Here is a 22,333-nt window from a genome sequence, read left to right on the forward strand (position 1 = left end):
CGTCGCGGACGATCGTTGTGAGCGCTGGTAAGGAATGCGTGAAGCAAGTTGATGGCAACAAGACCACACTTGTCACCCGCAATCCGGCTCCCGAAGCTTCCCCTCCTTCCACCCCATCGCGCTCTGAGAAGCTTTTGGTTGCCTGTTGATCTAATCGGCCTTACTCAGTAGCCATGCCGTATTCGGCCCACGACACGTGGATGAATCGCTGTATCTTTCGTAGTTGCACGTCGTAGGCACGTCCCTGTGTGAAGTGTTCGAGTGTCGGCGGATTAACTGACTCGAGCAACGCCACTGAAAATGTGCCTCCGTCATTGCGGATTCCTACCTCTTCGTGAGTGGCGACATCTCTGAAGAGACATGGGACATGAGTCGCTCCTGCTAGACGCGCTCCCAATGCACGGTGAAAGCCGTTGTGCAGATAGCACCTTCCGTTATGTCGAACGACATGAAGCAGAGGAAGCGAAAGACCAAATTGCACCCCCACAACGCTGGGCGCAATGTGTCCTGCCACGGTAGTGCGAACGTTTAGGCTCTCGGCCTTAAGCAGCACTGAGTTTTCAGTAGCAGCAGCAGTGATGGGCTCGTTGATCTGTACCTTTGGAAGGCAGGCGTCGAGTAGCTCATCCAAGGTAGGCGGCTGAGACAGTGCGGCGCAATGGTGATTTGAACGCGCGTTCGAGATGTTGTGCTGGAACGCGAGTAGAGGATCAATTTCCACGAGCGAGAAGGTCGCTCCAGGGAGTTGTGCAAGGACTGGCGCCACCCACGGGAGCTGCGCCACCTCTGCCACGTGCTGCTGACCCTCCGGAGGGATAGGAAGAATTTCGGGATTGCCGGCGCGTGCACTTGGCCCAGCTAGCTTTGCTCGAGCGGCGTTCCATTCGATGTCCAACGCCGCGTCAGAGTCGTCGGCCACTACACAAGCGCCTCGAAAATGTTGGAGCGCCTCATCGCGATCCATGAATCCTATTAGCGAGAGCCCAGGCACTGGCATACAGTTCTCAATTCAAATGTGATCGCTGAAGTATACCGGCGGGGTTCGTTACGTCGGAATTTTGAGAATTCCATAGAAACAATGACTTAGCCCGCTCGGCTTTGGCAAAGGCATACAAAAGATGCCTGTTGGCTGCGGCTATAGCCAATCGAGAGACCCGTAGGATGGGTCGAGCGTAGCGATACCCATCGCTCCTCCTGTCTGAATCGACAGGCCCTCAAACCAATATGCCCGCCCTCCCAACCCCATGGCGACGTCAGGGCGTCAGGCGCCTGGGTGCGTCGCTGCGCTCGACCCATCCTACGGCCCAGAGCTTTTTCTGCCGCTAGTTGTGAAGTTCAAGAAAGGAAGCCATCGACCACGTATCACCACACTATCGAGAGGATTGTTGTGGTCATAGTTGTCGATTTTTTTTTGCGTCAAAATTCGGACTTTATGCTTAAACCCTTTTGTGCCCGCCCGTCCAAGGGGATCCCCACGCCGAGACCACGATACGAGCGGCATTAATTTCACCCAGGGATCATTTGGAGCCACCTCATTCAAAATGCGGCGAACGCCATGATTGCGTTCACTCCAGACAATCTCCGGATCAAGTATCGATCCAATGAGAATCAGGGCTTCGATCGGGATTGGTGGCGGGTCTCTACCCCATCCGGTGAGGTATCTACCAACTATATAGGTCCCGAACGAATGGGCAATTATGGATATTGGATACGGGTGTTCTTGGTGGATCCTATCCAGCCAGTGTTGGAAGCGTGCGACCTCTTTACGTCTTAAAGTCTTGCTTAGGAGTACGAAAGGCGCGGTGAATCCATAGTCGTATGGCGCGACTACCCAGCCCTGATCACTAGCGAGTCGAGTTACCTCAGCATTCCATTTTGCGTTTGTGAGGATCCCATGCACTGTAATCAGGATGCGCTTGTTCTCGGTGACATGATGCATGCCATAAGAAAGCTGAATTGCTTTAACGACCAGAGGGCTGCTTGCCGGAAGTGCGGGCCTTCCCTCCTCCGTCACTAAACCTATCCGAACTATCCCAACCTTTTGCCCATTCCTGCGTGTGGTGAGAAAATCGAGGAACGACGCCAGTATTTCCGGCTCATCATATGAAGCATATTGGAGATCTATTCTTGTTCGTGCCGTATCGAATGACTCAATGCCTTGAGGGATCGTTTCCTTTGTCTTATGTACTACTAAGAGATCCAAATCATTTGGATCTTTCTTGCTAGTTACAAATGAGCCTGCAATAAATACGTCAACGGCACCAAGTTCTTCCGCTCCTTTTAGTAACGCCGGCAACACTTCTACTGCCTCTGCCCTGATTTTGGAGGCGTTGCCGAATAAGGCAGAGAATGCGCCTATGTCTAAGGTTACTTCGCCAGGCGGAAGAAATCCTTCCGCGGACAATTGAATAGGCATGCGGCATGCGTCCTAGATGGTAAGAGAGCTAGAGCGTTCGGGGAGAAGCGTCCCGCGCATAAAGAAGGCCGTATACGGGTAGTCTCACTTTCTCCGCGTCCAATTAGCGAGATAGGTTGGGATGAACGAAGTGAGCGCCAATGTCGACGCAGGAATTGGTTCGCAACCTTAGCTCAACCTATGCACTCATTTAGCGTCTCGTACACACATCAAGATTAAGCGAGCGTACCACTCCAGTCACTTCTTCTTTGGGGTGACTGGCATAGCGCCAAACGGAGGTGTTTTGAACGGTGTGGTCTGGACAGAGACGTGTATCAATTCTTGTTCGAGCGTTGATCTGATTTTATCGAACTGATCGGCTCGAATGCCTAGCTCTGCGACAAACAAGGACGGCATGTCTTTCATCATGGGGACGATGAAAGCAGCATCCCGCACGCCAATCCGATTTAGAAAATGAACTACTTTGACAGGTGCGGAGACTCGGTCCCCGACGACCTTAATTCCAAGGTCGTCGGGGCTCAAGGTCAGGCGCTTGTCTGCCAAGATCTTCATGGAACCAATACTACTCCCGGGCGAGATCCAACGGCTGAAGCCGTCTAAAAGAATGCGTACTCCCACAGATACTCTTCGACGTAGGTAGCCGATACTTGCCCATAGCCAGGCTCAGGTCCGTGCCCAGTGGCATTGGGAAGCATATGACCCCATCCATTACCAGACCAGCTGTTTCTAATAATGAAGTACCCACCGTTCGGCTCTATTGGGTCAGCTACAAATCCCGTGACCGCCACAGCGTGGCCACCCTTCAGAACAGAGGTCGGAGGTGGGTCAAGCACAATGCCAAAACGGACTCCGACTGCCGTCGCCCAGTTATTAATATGGCTGAGAGGATCCTCGGCGACTGGCAAAGAAATAGCGACAGCTTTGCCGAGCTTCAGAAGGGCAAGAATCCGCGCGGCCGAACCAACTTTTACGTCACTGTAATTTCCTGCACTACGTCTGGGAAGTGCAGCCTGAAGTACTGCCGCTGACGGCGCCCCCGCAGCTCCATGACTTTCGTTGCCCGGGATGACATTTGGGTTGTAGGGCCAGTCGATCTCAACGGGAATGCCGTGCGACTGCAGGGCTTCCAGTGAGTACTCTAACAATGTGCCAGCTTCCCCAGGGCGTTTATCGCCAGTCTGAGTCTTCGTCGCCCAGTAAAGGAACTGCTCGGAGAGGTCGGTGCCCTTTTTGTCTAGCTCACAAGCTTTCAGTTCGCACAGTGCGGTCATGGCAAACGAGACACAAGTTCCGCGATCCCCCTGATTTCTGACGGGCCACGGCATGCAACTGCGCAAATCGATCACTTGGCCTGGAGTAGCAGCCTCCGCCTCGAGTAGGGGCGCACTTGCTGAAGGGACCGAGCCTGAATCGAGTAGAGCAACCTCGTGATTGAGGGCCCATTCTGAATTCGGTGGGGGCAGGGCACCCAGGACTCGATTGAACTGACGAGCGATCACAATTTCACGAGCTTCCATCAACGTGACGTATCTAGCGGACGGCTCCACTGTCTTGACTGCGTTACTTACTTGAGCAGCGTTCAATAGTCCTCTCTCGGAAAGAGAAGGAAAACTCTCTAGGAGGCTCAGGATCGATTCTGGTGTTCTAGCTCCAGATTGATCGAGCACGTTTAGAGGCTCGCGCGAGACGCCCTGGTCGGCTAACTCGCGAATCGTGCCCTTCCATTCGGGTTGGGGCGGAAATCCTATTGGCGATGACATTCTAAGTCTCCATTACTAGCTAAAGAGGTTGGTGGCGCTATACGAGCAATTGGACTTAATCTTTCAGCTTGCCTAACGCCTCGAGCAAAGACTGCACATTAGTAAGCGCGTCGACGAAGTTGTCGGCCGCCAGATCACTCTTTGCGCCCGATGCCACCGCTTCGGCGAATTCATCCTGAGACGTTTTTAGCTTAGGCAGAATTTCGCAATCGACGTCGAGGTCAACAAGCTCGTCTACCCTCTTCAAAGTGTCTGCCGCGTACGCAGCAGACCGGACGGCTGCCGCAAGTTCCTGCGGTTTTGCGGAGGACGCATCCACCGATTTGGCACTTAGGTAATGCAGGTAGGCCGTTCGGACGGCCGTGGTTCGTGAACGCGCAACCAGCTGGCCCAATCTTCCATGAGCTTCAGACAGAGCCACAATTTCCGTCTCACTCAGTTCGCCCTCGTTGTTGGCGGCGCCTTCGCGTGTCGCGCATAGTCTTGTGAGGTCAGGATTCAGGTCGGGGCCCTGCCCGGGACTAAGGAAAGGATCGTCGTGGGGAACGCCAGCCAAATAGCGATGTGCCAAATCAAGATCGGGTTTGACCACTAACGCGGTGTATTCCTTAACAGCTTCTGCGCGCGCGGTTTGTTCCGCAAGCTGCGCGAACGACTTGAACACATTGATATAGATAAGAATTGCGTCTAGTGGGCTGCCGGTGGCCGCAGGCCCGCGCGCAATAGGCGGCCTTAGGTCGTGGCCCACTATTGCGCGGCAGCGTTTGGCAGACGCCGCATTCTCCTTTTTAACCTTTTCCGACTGCTCCTTAAAGGCAGCGACCTGCTCGTCCGGTTCGGGCAATTTTTTTCTGGCGTCGGCAACTTTCTTGAATGAGCCAAACAGAGCTCTGAAGCTATCGTCGGCCGGACCTTCGGCAAGTGCATCCAGCTCCTTGAGCCTGGAAGCGTAAACGCCTAATGCGTGCTCCACGACATGCTCACTTTGCTCACCCATGCATGCAAGCTCGATAAAAGCCTTGTCTACTGGTGCCGGTGGCAGCTTAGGCATTACGCTGAAAACCCGTCGGTCGGATACCGATTGGTCCGAAAGTTCATCAAGACTGGACACGGCTTCTCCGAGCTTTTTCGTCATGATCGCTTCGTTGCGGAGAATCTGCTTATTCGCACATCCAACAATCATTGTCGCCGCAATGGAAAGTGCAGCGATGCGCATAACGTGTGCCATTTGAATCCCCTTATGCTCTCGATCGAATGCGAGAGACTCGGCTCATTCAACGTCACGCTATCGCTCGAGCGGCCACGTACTTCAAAGTTGGATCGTAGGATTGGTCATATCGCTCTCTTGTTATGAGAAGTGTGAAGGATTTACGTTGAAGGACTCCTACGTTTGTGCCTAGATTGATGCATGTGTCTCGAAGTCTCCTTACTTCGCAAGGCTTCGAGCCTAGTGCGCAACCCTTCAGGCTCCGAAGCGGGTGCACTTGTGCTTTGCGCGCAAGCCAAAAAGCCTTGCATGCAAGACTCGGAGCTGCACGCGCAAAGCTATTTTCTTTGCGCGCAAGGCGAATTACCTTGCGATTCCGTTTTTCAGCTACGTCCACCGGGCGTCAGAACCGCTTTCGCAACCCTCGGATCTCGGCGCGCAAGCCTCAGCGCTTCGTGCGCGAGCCTTTTTGCTTTGCGTGCGGAGCTAAATGTGCCGAGGCTGACATGCCGAGCCTTGCTCGCGAGGCTCAGAGCTTTGCGAACGAGGCCCAGAGCCCTGCGATTCGTGTCCTGAGAGCCGCTGACGGCCTTCACTCCCCCGACTCTCGCCCTTACAGCCATGCGCAGCAGTCTCAGCCGGCGGCCATCGAACCTTCGAATAGCACAACCGCACCGTCCAGCTTGTCGGTCAGGGAATGGGCAGACGTAAACCGAACGCCACGCTTTCAGCTTCGTTCGCCGACCACACGGACTTGGCAAGCAACTCCGTGACATCCACGGAGAGCGAAGCCGCCAGCCGATCCAACCCATCGATGGAAATATTGGCGACGCATCGCTCCAGTTGAGAGACGTAAGTGCGATGAAACCCTGCCAGTTCCGCCAGTTGCTCCTGGCTCAGTTCCCGCTCAGTTCTCAGGCGCTTCACGCATCGGGCGACACGTTTCCTTGCTTCGCCAACTTTGCGTGGAGAGGATGACTTCCCGGTCATGACGCATTGTCATGCGCAGCGAGCAGTCGTACTACAGCCTATCGATCTACTGCTTTTAACTCTCGCTCAAACGCGCAAGTGGTTGCTATGCAAGGACATTGATTGGGAAGCGGGATACAAGCTGCAAAGCCAGTTTGCGTCACGCAATACCGGTGACGATGATTGAGACGCCTGCTGGAAATTCAGGCGAGTCCGCTCTCACTACAGGAAGTTGCCAATGAACCAGTCCCTGCACTGCCAAACCCCGCCAGAAGAAACCGAAGCACCAGCACAAAACACCGACACCTTCGCGTTCGCCGAAACGCACACGCCGCTTGAGCGGCTTATCCACCTTCTCTCAGGTAGCGCAGACGCCACCCTGGCCGACACCGGCATCACCCGCCTGTCGCGGGATCGCCTGGATGCCGTGTCCGGCAACGCCCAGGAAGAAAGCGAAACCTGCCTGGACCGCGCCTTCCTGCTCCTGCGCCTCATGCAACACACCCTGGAGAACGGCTGCCCACCCGACCCCAGCGAACTCATGACCCTCGCCCAGCACATCACCCAACTACTGCAAGACCACGAACGCTGGCACACCCTAGCCGACAACGCCGCCTACTACCGCGACCATCCAAAAATCGCCACCCGCATCGCCGCGTTGCAGTTCCCGTAGGAGAGGTCGAGCGCTGCGGCTTTCAGCAGCGAAGCTAGTCTGAAAGGGGGCGGAGGCAGTTTCCCGTTCTTTTCTCAGGCCGTCCTCCGCTGCCCTATATGACGTCTTGCAGTTCAGGCTTCTAGCTTTTTGACATTCTCCAACGAAATTAAGGAACTCGTCGCTCAGCAGGCTTTGTAGGTGGTTTGGGAGCGTCATTTTTCTTTGGCGTCTCCTTCTTAAACAGGGCTTCTGAGTCCTGCGCCCCCTTCTTTTCTATCGCTTTTCGAACGTTCTCTTCAGCAGTGGGCGTGTGCTTAATACCGGCTGCTGTCTCGCCAGCCGTGGCTGCTCGTTCTTGAGACAGTGCTGAACCTGCAATAAGTATCAGCACAAGAAATAACAGTTTCATGTATCACCTCATAATGTTATGACTGGACTAGATCTTTAACAAAGCTATACATCTACCAAATAGCTATCCAAGACTCACTCCCATATTTCCCACGACGCGTTCTGTGCAGCAACACACGTCACAGCGACGTAGTTCACAATTACTTCTGGATAGATCCAGCGCATCACCCATTTGGGTGAAATTTCAGTTGTCGCTAAGGCGATCAAGTAGCCGCAGTAGTCGGGCTTGCGTGTTGACGCCGATCTTGGCAAAGACAGCCTTCAGCTGACTACGTATGGTCTCTTCACTTTTGTTGAGCTGTTTCGCCACCCCGCCCACCGTTTCGGCTGAAAGCAAGGCAATGGCTACCCTGGCTTCTGCCTGGGTCAAGTCAAATAGCTTGATGAGCAAGGTGCCCAAATGTGCAGGTCGGGTCGCCAACAAACGTACGCTGACGATCGTGGTCGCGGGCCGGACGACCAGCCACGACTCAAAAGCCTGAGGTGGGATCGGCCTCACCTCGACGACCGCCCATGGAAATCCATATTGGTCGTGAATCACCAATGTTGATGGATAAGCAGGCGCCAGGGAGGTCGCCGTAATCGCATTGGATAAGTTCGTCCTATCCATTGCCGCAGCTGCTATCAGTTTCCCGCCGCGTAGACAGAGTCTACCGCCAGGGGAGAGCGCCAGTTGCTCCGCTGCGACGTTATAGAAAACTACGCTACCTGCCCGATCCAATAACCAAATAGCGCGCGAGTCACATCTCGCTTCTGATACTGCCGTGGTGCTCAGTTGTATCTGGATTGCATGTACATTGCGGACATGTGGGAGAATCCATTGTGCAAGCATCGACTCTTTTGCGGTGTAGTAACCCGCTGACCTGGAACGGCTTAGAGTCAGAACATTGAATCCGTCGGATTCCGAAGAAATTAGAATTCCGAGGGAATGGAACAGATCGAATGGCCGTAGTACGTATTGGTAGAAGTCCGTCAGCTGCAGTTGCGAGGGAGAAAGCAAGCCCTCGTCATGACCTGTCCCGTACTTGATCAGGTTGGTGGCGGCGTTCGCTGCGAACCAAGGGTTGACGAAGGGAGCTATTGCTGCTGCTTCGGTAATACCATCAAACTGTCTTCCTTCACTATCGAAGTGAAGAATCGGGACATGCATGTGCTCTCGCGAATCTCTCTGCGTAGCTATTAGCTGGGACTTAAAGCTAGCTGCCAGCAGGCGCAGAAACCTTCGGTGCGCATCAGGTTCGCCAAGCGACTCGTATAAGTGGCGCAGCAGCTGGTTCTTAGACGAGGATTGGGTCGCCATACTATTCTCCAAAGGTGACCTCACTGGTGCATTACGCGTAAGCAGCGCTTGACCGGCCAATTGCTCAGTACTCTTCATTTCACGATGTGGGGTCTGGGAATCGGGAACGAGCGTGGGGCTCATATCGCTCTTTCCTCTGGGGATCTCGTACCCGGCGTCACGGGGAGTTTTCTCGAGCTGGGTAGTAGCCAACATGGGCGCCCCGTCCGCGGCCTTTGGTATCAGCGGTGGGTCTGGGCGTCGCGGGATTGGTCGCACAGGAGCCTAGCTCGATGGCTTCGTCTGACGGTAACGGCAGGAACATTTCGTTCTTTTGCAGCGCCCGCGTTTCGAGGCGAGTGAACTATTTACGTTGAAGGCCTCTTGGTTCGGACCTAGAGTCAGTGGACGAGAGGTTCTACATGTGTCTCAGCAATAGGCTAGAGCATTGGCGAACCTGGGGACATACATATCAACTGACCGCGAGAGGACCGCTTTCGTAAGCTCAGCTACGTTGCTTATACAGAGCGACCGCAGACTTAAGTGCCAGCCGTTTTAAAAGAACCGGGCAGATACGAGGAGTGGCCAATGAAGCTGACAACGATAGCGAAGCACACCTTCACTTCATTGATAGGCGTGTCGATTCTTAGCTGTAGCTTCCTCGGCTTCGCAAGCGAGCCGCAGTCCTTGCCGAGCATTGCGCCGCCAGCTTATGCAAAAGACGACTACAAAATTGGTTTGGCCCTCTCAGGCGGAGGCTCTCGATCAGGAATGTTCACGATCGGCGTACTTTCCGCACTGGAAGACAGCGGGGTTCTACCAAGGATAGACGTGATATCAAGCGTATCCGGCGGTGGGTACGCTGCTTATTGGTACATGAATCATCGCGCGCTCGGCCTTGCAGGGCCCGCCCTGTTTGCCGACTGCACCCCCCTATGGTGGGGAGACAACGATACGTTGCGTAAGCTTTTGGACAAGTCACCTGATCCAAAATGTATTCACAACAAGCATTGGACCGAGACCGACCCGTATCGTCACCAATACTATTTGGCCCAGAACGCAGATATTTTTGACGATTCTCCTTCGGAAATTGATGGAAGCGCACAACGAAAGCCATCGGTGAAAATCGCAAAATCATTGCTGACCGGAATACTCGGAGGAAAGGAAAGTCCAAAGATTGTTTACGAGAATGGAATCTACAGAGCGTACGGTATGGTTGCGAACCCGCGTCAGATTGCATCTTATGGGCCATGGAGCTACAGGTATAAAGGCAGTGAGGCGGATGCCAGATCCTCGGGCTGGAACAGCATGGGCAATGGAACCCCCGACGTGGAGTGGCTCGTTTCTGTTACAACCAATGGTGTCGCGGAGGACAAGAAGAACGATATTTTCAGATCCATGGAGATTGGCACTCGTGGCTGGGGGAATGAGCGCGCCGGATACTCTGCGGGGGAAATACCAAAACTGTCAGTCGCAAAAACAGTCAGGCTTTCGGGTGCAGTTGTTGATAGAAACGCAAGCATTGAAGGCATTCCAGGTGGGGTCATTACAAAATCCTTGATGAAACTAAGTCGCGCGGAATTTGGCGATAAGGTATTGCTTATGGAGTCGCCAAGGCTCGAGTTCCGACTAAGCGATGGTGGTATGTCGGAGAATCTCGGACTACTGCCGCTGATTAAAAGACGAGTTCCGCAAATAATCTCGGTAGATGCGGGTTATGACAGAGATGGAAACCTGGATGACCTTTGTCGCCTGCGCAAGAATCTGCATGGGCTTGCGGAGATACACCTGCAAACAATTGACCTGGTTGCCATTTGTGATCATGGCATGGCCATAAATGTTCTTGCGCTACAAAACCGAGTGCATACGGGAGCGATCGTGATCTTGGGTGAAACCAAGCTCGAACTCTTCTATATCAAGTTGGGTTGGAACGAGCAGATGGTTCGCAAGGCCTATAACCAAACAACATCGATGATGGAAACTGATGCGCCCGCCGCCTGTGGGGTCGATAAGAAACCTAGTTGTCTTCTTGTGGCTTTCTACGGGCACAACACCACTATAAGAAGCAGAGCGGATAACCATCTGATTTTTCCTCAATACGAGACATTTGCATCCACCGCAAATTCAAGCACTTACATTTTTTGGGGACTGAGGGAGCTTGGCAAATACACGGCGGAAGGAATTGAATTGGTTGATGGAAAGCTGATTGCAGAACCGTCACCAAGCACTGAGCCACTACTGCCCCATTTATCTCGTCGGGCTCCAGGCGCTTTCACCTACGATTGACTCAGGCCCGCAGGGCGGGTTGAACGCAGCGGCTTTCACCAGTGAAGCGGATCGAGAAGGGTCAGAGTACATAGCTGTTTCAAGTGGATATGTACTCTGACCCCTTTGTTGTGGTGAGCTGTAGGCGCACCACATGGTTCGCAGCCGGCACACGCTCGCCGACAACGCCGCCTACTACCGCGACCACCCACAAGTCGCCACCCGTATTCGCCGTGTTGCACCGCTAACCAATCTGGGAAAACAGCGTCAGAGTCACTTCCACACCCCCCCCGACGATGTCCAGAGATCGACCGGGCTTGGTGGCCGCGCTTTTTTTGCCCGGGACCGAATCCTTTGCAGTCCCTCAATCGTTCTTTGGATCGGAGCCAATCGTGGCCCGATTTCAGGAGCGAACACATGCAGGATTTAGCCGACCAACGAGTCATCGTCACCGGCGGCAGCCGCGGCCTGGGCCTGGGCATCGTCGAGGCGCTGGTGGAGCGCAACGCGCAAGTCACCGTCCTCGCCCGCGATGCCGCACGCCTGGCCGCGCTGCAGGAACGACTTGGCGTATCCGTCATCAGCGGAGACATTACGGATCCCGCACTCGCGAAGCGGCTGCTGCGCGACGTGCGGCCCACGGTGCTCGTGCTGAACGCGGGCACGCAGCTGGAGATGGCGCCGCTGCACGAATTGACCTGGGAAAGTTTCAGCGCGGCTTGGGAAGTGGACGTCAAGGCCGGGCTGCACTGGATGCAGGAAGCGATCCGGATGCCGCTGGATCGGGGCAGCCGCGTCCTCGTCGGCTCCAGCGGCGCCGCCTTGACCGGGTCGCCGCTTTCGGGCGGGTACGCGGGCGCCAAGCGGATGCTCTGGCTGATGGCCCAATACGCCAACATCGCTTCGGACAGGCTCGACCTTGGCATCCGCTTCCAGGCCCTGCTGCCGCTACAGATTATCGGCGAGACCGACTTCGGCAGGAGTGCCGCCGTACCCTATGCGCACTGGAAGGGCACCACGCTGAAGGCCTTCTTCGCGGCGTTCGGTAAGCCGATGCCGCCACGCCAGTACGGCGAATACGTGGCGACGCTGCTGACCGATCCCGCCTATGCCGCCGGGACCGCGTTCGGATTCAAGGGTGACACCGGCATCACTTCGTTGGATGCTGTGAGCGCATGACGCCTCGAGACCCACTGCAGGAAGGCCTGTTTGCCAGCCGCGAGCAATTCCTGGCGCGGGTCGCCGACCTGCGCCCGGAGTTGCACCGTTATTGCGCGCGCATGGTCGGCTCGCTCACCGATGGCGAGGACATCGTGCAGGAAGCGCTGGCCCGAGCCTTCTATGCGCTGCCCGAGTACGAGACGCTGCCGCCACTGCGGCCGTGGCTGTTCCGCATTGCGCACAACCGTGCGCTGGATCACCTGCGCCGGTACGAATACCGGATGGGCCAGCCGCTGGTGGAATCGGACGTCGTGGCGGACGAGGCCCCAGGTCCCGAAGACGCGCTGGCACAGGAGCAAGCGTTGCACGCCGCGGTCTCCCGTTTCGTCGCGCTGGCGCCTGCGCAGCGGAGCTGCGTGATCCTCAAGGATGTCCTGGGCCACTCGCTCGAGGAGATCGCGGCCTTGCTGGAGCTGAGCGTGCCGGCGGTCAAAGCCGCATTGCACCGCGGGCGGACCCGCCTGCGGGATCGGTTGGCGAGTGTCGATGAAGCACCGGCACGGCCGGCGTCCCCGATCGTCGCGCGCTACGCGGCACTCTTCAACGCGCGCGACTGGGAGGGCGTGCGCGCCCTGCTGGCCGACGAGGTACGACTGGATCTGGTTGCGCGCTCGCAGCGGGTGGGCCGGCGCGAGGTAGAGGCCTATTTCACCAACTACGAGCGGTTGTTCGACTACTGGTACTTCGTGCCGGCATGGCTCGATGGCAGCGAAGTGCTGGCCGTCTATCGCAGTCCTGCAGATCCGCGCCCCACCTACTTCGTCGAGTTGACGCACGCTGGCGGGCAGATCACAGGCATCCGTGATTTCCACTTCGTGCCTTACGTGGCCGATGAGGCTTCAATCACGCTGTGTCACCCTAGATAGCCCGCGTAGGGCGGAACCCGCATAGCGGATCGACTCAATGCGTCGGCGGCGGCACCGGCTCCCAATCCCCAAACAGGAAAGTCAGCGCACCGGGCAGTCGCTTTTCCCAGGCGGCTTCGGTGTGCTCGGCGTCCGGCTCAATGACCACCCGAAAATTCGTTTCGTCGTAGCCGGCAGCGTGGAAGTTCGATTCGACCTGACGCACGAACCCGATCATCTTCTGGCTGATCGCCGGATCGGACGCCTCCTTGCCGCCGAACGCCACGAACACCTTCCGTGGCATGGCCGCCAGCGGATTCGTATCGCGCACCAACTGGCCCATGCCCACCCACAGCACCGGGCTTTCGATCAGGCCATAGCCAAACGAGTTCGGCTTGGCCAGCAAGGCGTACAGGCTGGCGACGCCGCCGTAGGACGAACCGCCAATGCCGGTGTTGTGCGGGCCCGACAACGTACGGTACTGGCCGTCGACCAGCGGCATGACCTCCTTGGTCATGAAATCGGGAAACTGCTTGCCGGCCGGTTCGTCCATATCGGGGTTGCCGACGAAATCCTTGTACGGCAGATACTCGCGCGCACGGTCCTTGCCGGCGTGATCCACGCCCACCACGATCAGCGGCGGGATCTTCTTGTCCGCAACCAACTGCCGCACCGCTTCGTCCGCGCCCCACTCGTGGTGGCTGACCTCGCTCAGGCACGCGTCGAACACATTCTGTCCATCGAGCAGGTATAGCACTGGATAGCGGCGATCCTTGTTGGCGGCATCGCCATACCCTTCCGGCAACAACACACGGACCTTCCGCTCATTGCCGAAGATCTCGCTTTTCAAGGTATGCACCTGCAGATCGCCGTTGACCGTCGACTTGCACGGCTTGGCCGTGGCAGTCTGGGCCTGGGCCGCGCAGGCGACCGACAAGCCAGCGCACAGTGCGAGGCAGATCAATATCGTACGCATATCAGTGTTCCCTCCGGTTTCATTCCAATAGCGGGCAGGCACAGCGGCCAGGCGGTACCTGCAGTACATCGCAAGTGCGCGCCTTATCCAACCCATCCTACGGCACATGCCCTGGCGGCGCGGACCGGCTTAAATGGGGGGCGCAATCAATAGCCAGGCCGCCTGCTCACGTTCACCGCGTTGGGCAGGCAAGGCAGCCAGTGGTTCGTTTGCCAATGCCACGACACCCGAACCCATCGAACCTCTTGAGGCTGCTGCCATGATCCGTACCCTGCTCGCGTTTTTCCTCGTCGTCTCCCCCGCGGCCTTGCAAGCCGCCGAACCCGCACGCGTAGTGATCGTGGGTACCTATCATTTCAGCAACCCGGGCCAGGACCAGGCCAACGTGGAGGCCGTGGATGTCACCGTGCCGCAGCGGCAGGCCGAACTGCAGGCCGTTGCCGATGCGCTGGCGAAGTTCGAGCCGACGCTGGTCGGCGTCGAATGGCCGGCCGACACCGCAAGCACCGAATACGCGCAGTATCTGGACGGCAGCCTGCCGCCTTCCACCAATGAAGTAGTGCAGCTCGGCTTCCGACTGGCCAAGCAACGCGGGCTCAAGCAGGTCCACGGCCTGGATGTGTCGGGGGATTTCCCCTTCGAAGCCGTGCAGGCGTGGGCCCAGGCCAATGGCAAGACCGATGCGCTCGGCGCACTCATGACGCAAGCGCAAGCCATCACCGGGCGCATCACCGCACTACAGGCAACGCATTCCATTGGCGGCGTACTGCATGAAATGAATACCTCGCAGGCCATCGACGAGAGCGCGAGCTTCTATGCCGAGTTCCTGCGCTACGGGAAGGGCGAGGAGCAGCCCGGCGTCGCGCTCAACGCGGCCTGGGCGCAACGCAATTTCGCCATCTGCGCGCGCCTGCTGCAGGCGCTGCAACCCGGCGACCGCGCCGTGGTGTTCTACGGCCAAGGCCACGTCCATCTGCTACGCCAGTGCCTCGGCGTGGCGCCGGGCGTCGAACTGGTGGAAGCGAATGCGTTTCTTCCGACGAAGTGAGCAGAGCTGTCGGTCCCGGCGCGCGTAGGACGAAACCCGCGTAGCGGATGAACAGCGAAGCTTGTCATCGCCTGCGGCGGTTCCGCCCTACGAGGCCTGCAGGCAGGACCATAGGCCATGGTCAGCATCACTCACCCACCGTCTCTTACCGGGAGGCGGAAATGCGTCGACGCAAAGGAGCGTGTGCCGTATTGGCGCACCCACCAAGGTCTCCGTTGACAAACTACGAAACTCATCGTATTTGACGGATCAGCGAAAGCGATGCAGCGAAGGGGTTTGTCGATGTCGTTAAAGAATTCCGTGCTAGTCGCTTTGGCCCTGAGCGCATCTTTTGCCGTTCACGCCCAACCCGAAACATCGTGCCCTGCCGGTGACGGCGAGCAGACCGCACTGGCCGGCGAGTTCGGACCTCAAGGCATCGATGTGAGGGATCGGAGCAAGACGGTCAAGCCCGGCGACGACTTCTTCGCTTTCATCAATGAAGGTTGGAATACCTCGACCCCCATACCCGACGGCTACTGGGATTACGGGCAGACCAACATTCTGGCGACTACCGTCGACGGACAAGTCAAAGGTCTGCTCAAGCGCAGCCTGACAAGCCGGTCGCCACGCGGAACCACCGAGCGACAAGTCGGCGACGCCTACGCCAGCTTTCTCGATACGGCGGAAATCGAACGCCGCGGCCTTTCCAGCCTCAAGGCCGACGTCAAAGCTATCCTGAAGAGCACGACGCGCGAAGACATCGCACGCTGGATGGCCAATCCGACTTCCAGCTCGATCATCGCCATCAATGTCTTTCCTGCCGAACGACGATCGCGCGTCCACCTGGATCAGCAGAATCTTAGTCAGCCGATGCTGGGGCTGTCGTCGCCAGATTCCTATTCCAAGACCGATGGTACGTATCCGGCAGGGCGGGAGGCCTATCAAGCGTACGTCGCGGCGGTTCTTGAAAAGGCTGGTGTCGACCAGGCCACCGCCCGTGCGCAGCGAGTGCTGGCGCTTGAGACGCGAATCGCCGGCAACTTCTGGTCGCTCGAAAAACTGCGCGACCGCAAGGCGAACTATCACCCGATGACGGTCCGGCAGCTGGCTACCTATGCGCCCGGTTTCCCCTGGCGCGCGTTTCTCGCGGCCCGAGGGGTGGCCGGGGAATCCGATATCGTGCTTGGCACCGACACCGCGGTGCAGCAACAAGCAAAGTTGTTTGCCGATACGCCGCTCGATGACTGGAAGTCCTACCTAGCCTTCCACTGGGTCCAAAATCAAATGGACGTATTGCCGGAGAATTTCCGGCAGGGGAGTTGGGACCTATACGGCAAGACTCTGTCGCAAGCGAAAACACCGCCCGCGCGCGAAGAGGTCGCATTGCGCTTGGTTAGCAGCGCCCTAGGACAACAGGTGGGGCGCCTGTATGCCGAGCGTTACGTCAGTGAACGAACCAAGACATCGGCGGACGAAATGATCGCCTATCTACGCAAGGCATTTGCCGAGCGGCTGGCAAAGGCAACGTGGATCGATGAAGAGACGCGCAACGAAGCATTGGCCAAGCTAGCGAATTTTTCGTTCAAGGTCGGTTATCCGAAAATCTGGCGCGACTTTTCCGCCCTCGAGATCCGACACGACGATGCGGCGGGAAATCTGCGGCGCATTCGCGAGGCGGACTGGGAGTACCAGCGGCACCGGTTGGACCCCGCGTTCAAGGACGAGCCCTGGTATCAAACGCCGCAGACGGTCGATGCCAGCTACAGCGTACTTCTCAATACTATCGAACTGCCGGGCGCATTCTTGCAGCCGCCTTACTTCGACGCGGACGCCGACCCTGCGGTCAATTTCGGGGCCATAGGCGCCATTATCGGCCATGAAATGGGGCACGGCTTCGACGATCAGGGAATCGTCTACGACAGCCGCGGACGGATGCAGAAATGGTGGTCGGACGAAGCGCTCGAGCGGTTTCACAGCCGCGCCCGCGGGTTGGTCGATCAGTACGACGCGTTCGCCCCGTATCCGGACGTCCACGTCAACGGCCAGCGCACGATCGGCGAGAACATCGCCGATCTCTCCGGCGTGTCGTTGGCCTATAGCGCTTACCGCCTGTATGTCGCCGATCATCCGTGTGCGGGCCGAGTGTCGCTGGATGGGTTGACAGGAGACCAGCGTTTCTTCGCTGCCTGGGCGCAGGCATGGAGATACAAGGCGCCGGAAAGCGCCGTTCGATATGTCATCGACTACAGCTATCACGCACCCACGCCTTATCGGGTCAACGGAGTCGTGCAGAATCTCGACGAGTGGTATTCGGCGTTTGGCGTCATGCCCGGCGACAAGCTCTATCTTCCGCCCGAAAAACGGGTGCGGATCTGGTGAGGCAGGGTAGGACCCGTAGGATGGGTTGAGCCCGCGCAGGGCGGCGTGCGTAGCGACCGTTGCTTACCGGCCACGGAAGTGCGAAGTCTGTAGAAAACGCAACGCCGCAATTATTTGATCCACCCGCTGGTGAGAGAGCGACCCAATGCGCTCTCCCAAGCGATCCTTGCAGAGGCTTGAAACCTGCGATGCAATCACGACACTTTGCCGCTCCAAACCGCCCTCTCCTGCGTCCAGGAGGACAACCCCAGGCTCAGATACCCGCTTAAGATTGGAGCTGAGCGAACAGACCACAACGGTTGAAATCCTGGAATGGTTAAAGACGTCGCCTTGGACCACGACCTGCGGATGTGGCGATCCTGAAAGGGAGCCAATCGATTCGTCTGCCGCAACCCAGAAGATGTCTCCGTAGTTGATCAGCGGCCGTGTTTCTGGTTGTTGCATCTTTGCTTCTCGATCCGCACTCAAGACTGCTTGGACTGGAATGTGCTTGCAATGCCCCACATCAGCCAAAAATTCAGAACAGCCAGCAAAGGAGCTATCGAGATGAAACCGGTAATCCAAGGGTTGCGTCCCTGATACTTAGCTGCCTGAGCCAAGAACCAAACGGCTGGCAAGTTGGCAATCCAAATAAACAGTAGAGCCGGCGCCCGATCTAAGCCGAAAAAGGGGAGCGCGACGCCAAGTAAGATGCCGCCAAAAACCATTAGCAGCAGAGTGACGCCGGCTCTGCGGAGATTTACTTCGAGCTGCGAGAACTTGAGAGACATGAGGCCTATCGCCTGATTAGTTGAGCCGCGAAGCGGATTCGGCTTGAATGAGTTCTTAGGTTGCACCCAGGTGCGTGCCTAACCACCAAAGATTGCCCTGCGGATCACGGATGCCCGCGCTGCGGTCGCCGTAGGGAAGATCTCGAGGCTCAGAAAGGCTTGTGGCACCAGCGCTCAACGCCCGGCGATAGGTCTCATCGACGTCGGGCACATAAACGTGGATAGACGCTGGAAGAGCGGCTGAGGCACGTTCGCCCATCATGAGCACTGAGTCGCCAATGCGTGCCTCCGCGTGCCTTACCGAGCCGTCCTCGTTTGCGACACGCTGGAGCTCGACTGCATCGAATGTGGCTGAGAGAAACGCCAACGTATCGACAACTGAAGGAACGAGCAGATAGGGCGACACCGTGTTGTGGCCTAAGGGTGTGAACTGAGTAGTCATAGTTTGTCCGTACAATCTAAGGCCTTATTTAGCCGACCGGCGAAGCGGGTTCGACTTGAATGAATTGTCAGGTGGCGGCACTTGGGTTGATGTCGAAGTGCATGACGTCTTCCCGAATGCCAAGCTTTGTGTAGAGAGCAACTGCTGGATCGTCACCGTAATCTGCTTGTACATAAATTGCATAAACGCCCAACTCATTTGCCTCTTGTTTGAGCTGATTGATCAGTGCAGTTGCGATTCCTTGGCGCCGATGGTCGCTCGCCACCGCTAGATCATAGATGTAGATCTCGCTGCGCGCCTGCTCAAACTTGGGCAAGAGATAGGCCGCCAGGCCACCCACGACAATTTCATTGTCAAAGGCGGCCAGCGCAATGAAGTGTTGGTTGCGCAACAGGTTTACCAGGTACTCGTCGCTAGGCTGGCGATCGGAGTAGGTGGGGACGTCCTCGAACTCTCTGCCGAATAGATCAAGAACGGACCGCATTGAGGAAACCTGATCCGGATCGAGCCTACATGTTGTGGTGATGGTCATACTTGGGCCGCCTAGCGCCTGAACTAAGCCGACCCGCGAATCGGATTCGACTTGAATGGATTGCTAAGTGCCATCTCTATGTTCCCGAAGGAGCCGAATCGAGCACCCGCTGGGGTTGTTGAATTAGATCCGACTTATGTTTCGTCATGACTGCCATGCCTGGATTTGCCGCGGGCTTGCCACCAAAGCACCCAAGCGATTAACGCATAGAGCCAAATAAGAACAAAGGTAATCGCAGCAGAAGCCGCGGCTATCCGAAAGCCAGATTCCATGGCCCACCAGCCGACAGCCGCCGTAGCGAACCCGGCGAGTAATGCGCCGGCAAAGCGAATCTGATAGTCACGGGACCTGAGTTGCGGCATAGCTCGATGCGTAACCCTACGATTAATCCCAAAGCAGGACGTGGCGCGGATTGTGAGTGTGGTCCGGGAGGCCAGTCAATCGGACTTCGCAAACGCGACAGTCCCGGAGGATGCGGTAAGCCGTAGGAGCACCGCATCGTTCGCGCGGTGGTACTCGCGATTGATGCGGTTCGCCGCGCTCACCACCTCCCGCGAGCTCTACAACCGCCGTAAGCGATTTACCTACCGCGTCTCGGTCGTGTGGTCAATGACCGCGATCGCATCGATCTCGATCAGGTAGCCGGGGGACATCATCGCTATTCCGACCACTACGTTTGCTGGCTTGTGATCTCCGAACAGCGCTATCTGGGCCGCTTCGATGATCGGCACGTGTTCGTCGCGTTTGTAATCGACGACGTAGATTGTGATCTTGCAGACTTGCTCGGGCCGGGCGCCTGCAGCGGCGAGCGCACGGCCGAGATTGCCAAACGCCAGGCGCGCCTGAGCCGCAAAGTCACCCTGACCAACGAGCTTGCCGTGTATGTCTTCTGGCTGCTGGCCCGAGATGAATACCAATTTGCTGCCCGTGGCGATGACGACCTGGCTGTACATTTCTGGAATCGGCAGGTCATCGGGATTGATGCATTGGAGCGTCATTGATTAGGTCTCCGGTTTATGGGTGGCGGCCCGTAGGCTGGGTTAGCTCCAACCCAGCGTTTTAAGCCTGCGACCGCGAGATGCTGGGTTGATGAAGCCACCCCAGCCTACCGTGCTTGAATGAATTGTTAGGCGCAATGCGCGTCATTGTGTAAGCGAGGATTGAATGCAGGGGGAGAATGGCATTGTGGTGTACGTGTGTCCGTCCGAATCCTCAATACGAATCCTAAACATGGTTGCGTAGTCTTTCTGGCTGATCTCATAGACGGCAGCTGAGATTGTTGTGGTATCACCTGGCCCAACCTTGAGTGTATTGGAGGGAACTACACCATGGCCTCCCGGCCCATGATCGTAGTCGACGCCGTCACCGTCGCTCCCATTGAGCACGTCGAAGTCGAGCCAGCTCACTTGGAACGGAGGGCCGACTTTGTCCCGGACGCTGATCTCAAATGCCCCGCGGCTTCTGTTCTCTATGTGCAGGATTACAGGAATCTTGCGATCGTTCTGGCCGCACGGGATCGATGTTGGTTGTACGGACACGCTGATCATCGCCGGATCAACGGGGTAGCTTGCACAGCCTGAAACCAGACCTATGGCTAAGAGGATCTTTCTCATGCGCCTAACTGTGATTAGACCCCAAAGTGGGGTGTAGCGTGGATTGTGTGTATGGCCTGGAAGGCCCGTCAATCGGACTTGCCTACACAACACAAGGGATCACTGCGATATCGCGGGACGGCAGAGCATGCAACATTGTGGGTGCTTACCGGCACGGAAGCCGTCTAATGCTCCTTGGATCGCGGGCGAACGTGCGCCGTGGGTTGCGGATTTAACCGGCCGGTCACAATCGCGAGCGCCGCTCGGCGAGGTTAACGGTAAAAAAACAAGTGACGCCGGAGACCTGAGTGCGTCGATAGTTGCTGATCCATGACTTCTTGCATGCATTGGGCCCGCCATCCAGGAAGGTATAGTACGTTGGCTATGGCGGGTACGTTGCCCGGCCACGAATCACGGAGAGATGTCATGGGTCTTGTTCAAGCAGTGACGGGTGCGGTCGGTGGCATGCTCGGCGACCAGTGGAAGGACTTCTACACGGTGCCGGACGGCCTGCCGTCGACGGCAGCCCTGTTCGCCGCGGTGCCGCGCGGCACCAATGCCGGACGTGGCTCCAACACGCATGGCTCCTCCAACATCATCACCAACGGCTCCAAGATCGTGGTGCCCGAAGGCTACGGGCTGCTGCTGTTCCAGGACGGCAAGATCACCGGCTTCGCTGCGGAACCGGGTGGCTACGAATGGCGCTCGGACGACCTCAACTCGCAGTCGATCTTCGCCGGCGACGGTGTTGTCACGCCGCTGATCAAGCAGAGCTGGGAGCGTTTCAAGTTCGGCGGCCAGCCGGGTTCGCAGCAGGCGGCCTTCTTCGTCTCGCTGAAGGAACTGCCCGACAACCGCTTCGGTACCCAATCCGAAATCTACTGGGACGACGGCTTCCTGAGCACGCAGGTCGGCGCGGTGACGCGCGGCTCCTACACGTTGAAGATCGTCGACCCGATCCTGTTCGTGAAGAACTTCGTACCGGCTAGCTACTTGCAGCCCGGCCAGGTCTTCGACTTCACCGACCTGGACAATGCCGCCGCCGCTCAACTCTTCAACGAAGTCGTCGGTTCGCTGGCGCCGGCCTTCAGCCTGTACTCCAACGATCCGGCCAAGGGCAACCGCATCACCAAACTCCAGCAGGATTCGCTCGGTTTCGCCAAGAGCCTGTCCGATGCGGTGGAGAGCGGCTACCAGTGGAAATCCGAACGTGGCCTGGCCATCGTCAAGACCGCCATCGTGTCGATCGAATACGACGCCAACACGCGCGAGCTGCTCAAGACCGTGCAGCGTGCCGACGCATTGGCGGGTTCGCGCGGCAATTCCAACCTGCAGGCCAGCGTCGCCCAAGGCATCCAGTCGGCGGGCGAGAACGGTGGCGCCGCGGGACTGGTCGGCGTGGGTATGGCTTCAGGCATGCTCGGCGGCATCGGCAACCTGCAGCAGTCGGTTGCGCCGGCCACACCGGCCGCCGAAGATCCGGTCGCCAAACTGAAGAAGGCCAAGGAGATGCTCGACCTGGGCCTGATCACCCAGGGCGATTACGACGCGCTCAAGGCCAAGGCGCTGGGTCTCTAAATCGCGCAC

The 22,333-nt window shown here is 57.4% G+C and carries 21 protein-coding genes; 7 read left to right on the forward strand and 14 right to left on the reverse strand.

What is annotated here, in order from left to right; all coding sequences use genetic code 11:
- Nucleotides 1-1,297: 1,297 nt before the first annotated feature.
- The 5 genes from AC1DTQ_RS07730 to AC1DTQ_RS07750 all read right to left on the reverse strand — a co-directional run bounded on the left by AC1DTQ_RS07730 (nt 1,298) and on the right by AC1DTQ_RS07750 (nt 6,310).
- Complete coding sequence (locus AC1DTQ_RS07730) at nt 1,298-2,416, reverse strand: DUF6932 family protein (RefSeq protein ID WP_477848929.1); 1,119 nt, start codon at nt 2,414-2,416, stop codon at nt 1,298-1,300.
- Nucleotides 2,417-2,653: 237 nt separating this feature from the next.
- Nucleotides 2,654-2,968 carry a hypothetical protein gene (locus AC1DTQ_RS07735; RefSeq protein WP_477848930.1) on the reverse strand — a complete coding sequence of 105 codons (315 nt, stop codon included), beginning with the start codon at nt 2,966-2,968 and terminating at the stop codon, nt 2,654-2,656.
- 44 nt (nt 2,969-3,012) lie between these two features.
- A complete protein-coding gene (locus tag AC1DTQ_RS07740) occupies nt 3,013-4,176 on the reverse strand; it encodes a C1 family peptidase (RefSeq protein WP_477848931.1) in 1,164 nt (387 codons plus the stop codon).
- A gap of 55 nt (nt 4,177-4,231) precedes the next feature.
- Nucleotides 4,232-5,404, reverse strand: a complete 1,173-nt coding sequence (locus AC1DTQ_RS07745; RefSeq protein ID WP_477848932.1) for a hypothetical protein — start codon at nt 5,402-5,404, stop codon at nt 4,232-4,234.
- A 669-nt stretch (nt 5,405-6,073) separates the two neighbouring features.
- Entirely contained in the window at nt 6,074-6,310 is a 237-nt protein-coding gene (locus tag AC1DTQ_RS07750) for a helix-turn-helix domain-containing protein (RefSeq protein ID WP_477848933.1), read from the reverse strand.
- Nucleotides 6,311-6,590: 280 nt separating this feature from the next.
- Between AC1DTQ_RS07750 and AC1DTQ_RS07755 the strand changes: the two genes are divergently transcribed.
- On the forward strand, nt 6,591-7,025 hold the full coding sequence (locus AC1DTQ_RS07755) for a hypothetical protein (protein ID WP_477848934.1): 435 nt from the start codon (nt 6,591-6,593) through the stop codon (nt 7,023-7,025).
- A gap of 148 nt (nt 7,026-7,173) precedes the next feature.
- Here the strand turns inward: AC1DTQ_RS07755 and AC1DTQ_RS07760 are convergent, their stop codons facing one another.
- Complete coding sequence (locus AC1DTQ_RS07760) at nt 7,174-7,416, reverse strand: hypothetical protein (protein WP_477848935.1); 243 nt, start codon at nt 7,414-7,416, stop codon at nt 7,174-7,176.
- Nucleotides 7,417-7,599: 183 nt separating this feature from the next.
- Nucleotides 7,600-8,715, reverse strand: coding sequence for a helix-turn-helix transcriptional regulator (locus AC1DTQ_RS07765; RefSeq protein ID WP_477848936.1), 1,116 nt, complete (start codon nt 8,713-8,715; stop codon nt 7,600-7,602).
- A gap of 567 nt (nt 8,716-9,282) precedes the next feature.
- Here AC1DTQ_RS07765 and AC1DTQ_RS07770 point away from each other — a divergent pair.
- The 3 genes from AC1DTQ_RS07770 (at nt 9,283) to AC1DTQ_RS07780 (ending at nt 13,046) form a co-directional block, all read left to right on the forward strand.
- Nucleotides 9,283-10,980 (forward strand): patatin-like phospholipase family protein, encoded by a 1,698-nt coding sequence (locus tag AC1DTQ_RS07770; protein ID WP_477848937.1) that lies wholly within the window; start codon nt 9,283-9,285, stop codon nt 10,978-10,980.
- A 396-nt stretch (nt 10,981-11,376) separates the two neighbouring features.
- Nucleotides 11,377-12,138: an SDR family NAD(P)-dependent oxidoreductase gene (locus AC1DTQ_RS07775; protein WP_477848938.1), complete on the forward strand. Its 762-nt coding sequence runs from the start codon at nt 11,377-11,379 to the stop codon at nt 12,136-12,138.
- A complete protein-coding gene (locus AC1DTQ_RS07780) occupies nt 12,135-13,046 on the forward strand; it encodes a sigma-70 family RNA polymerase sigma factor (RefSeq protein ID WP_477848939.1) in 912 nt (303 codons plus the stop codon). Before AC1DTQ_RS07775 ends, AC1DTQ_RS07780 begins: the two co-directional genes overlap by 4 nt.
- 34 nt (nt 13,047-13,080) lie before the next feature.
- Here the strand turns inward: AC1DTQ_RS07780 and AC1DTQ_RS07785 are convergent, their stop codons facing one another.
- On the reverse strand, nt 13,081-14,001 hold the full coding sequence (locus tag AC1DTQ_RS07785) for an alpha/beta hydrolase (RefSeq protein WP_477848940.1): 921 nt from the start codon (nt 13,999-14,001) through the stop codon (nt 13,081-13,083).
- A gap of 259 nt (nt 14,002-14,260) precedes the next feature.
- Here AC1DTQ_RS07785 and AC1DTQ_RS07790 point away from each other — a divergent pair, with 259 nt between their 5' ends.
- Nucleotides 14,261-15,049, forward strand: a complete 789-nt coding sequence (locus AC1DTQ_RS07790) for a DUF5694 domain-containing protein (RefSeq protein ID WP_477848941.1) — start codon at nt 14,261-14,263, stop codon at nt 15,047-15,049.
- A gap of 312 nt (nt 15,050-15,361) precedes the next feature.
- On the forward strand, nt 15,362-17,410 hold the full coding sequence (locus AC1DTQ_RS07795) for a M13 family metallopeptidase (protein ID WP_477848942.1): 2,049 nt from the start codon (nt 15,362-15,364) through the stop codon (nt 17,408-17,410).
- Nucleotides 17,411-17,473: 63 nt separating this feature from the next.
- Here AC1DTQ_RS07795 and AC1DTQ_RS07800 read toward each other — a convergent pair whose 3' ends face one another.
- The 6 genes from AC1DTQ_RS07800 to AC1DTQ_RS07825 form a co-directional block, all read right to left on the reverse strand.
- The gene (locus AC1DTQ_RS07800; protein ID WP_477848943.1) at nt 17,474-17,854 is read right to left on the reverse strand and encodes a type II toxin-antitoxin system PemK/MazF family toxin; all 381 of its coding nucleotides are present in this window, start codon (nt 17,852-17,854) and stop codon (nt 17,474-17,476) included.
- Between the two features lie 20 nt (nt 17,855-17,874).
- A complete protein-coding gene (locus AC1DTQ_RS07805) occupies nt 17,875-18,180 on the reverse strand; it encodes a hypothetical protein (RefSeq protein ID WP_477848944.1) in 306 nt (101 codons plus the stop codon).
- 55 nt (nt 18,181-18,235) lie between these two features.
- The gene (locus AC1DTQ_RS07810) at nt 18,236-18,622 is read right to left on the reverse strand and encodes a VOC family protein (RefSeq protein ID WP_477848945.1); all 387 of its coding nucleotides are present in this window, start codon (nt 18,620-18,622) and stop codon (nt 18,236-18,238) included.
- A 67-nt stretch (nt 18,623-18,689) separates the two neighbouring features.
- On the reverse strand, nt 18,690-19,154 hold the full coding sequence (locus tag AC1DTQ_RS07815; protein WP_477848946.1) for an AAC(3)-I family aminoglycoside N-acetyltransferase: 465 nt from the start codon (nt 19,152-19,154) through the stop codon (nt 18,690-18,692).
- 584 nt (nt 19,155-19,738) lie between these two features.
- Complete coding sequence (locus AC1DTQ_RS07820; protein WP_477848947.1) at nt 19,739-20,152, reverse strand: RidA family protein; 414 nt, start codon at nt 20,150-20,152, stop codon at nt 19,739-19,741.
- Between the two features lie 144 nt (nt 20,153-20,296).
- A complete protein-coding gene (locus AC1DTQ_RS07825) occupies nt 20,297-20,767 on the reverse strand; it encodes a hypothetical protein (RefSeq protein WP_477848948.1) in 471 nt (156 codons plus the stop codon).
- Nucleotides 20,768-21,172: 405 nt separating this feature from the next.
- Here AC1DTQ_RS07825 and AC1DTQ_RS07830 point away from each other — a divergent pair, with 405 nt between their 5' ends.
- Nucleotides 21,173-22,324 (forward strand): SPFH domain-containing protein, encoded by a 1,152-nt coding sequence (locus AC1DTQ_RS07830; protein WP_477848949.1) that lies wholly within the window; start codon nt 21,173-21,175, stop codon nt 22,322-22,324.
- Nucleotides 22,325-22,333 lie beyond the last annotated feature (9 nt).

The organism is Pseudoxanthomonas sp. P4_B2 (assembly GCF_056402315.1).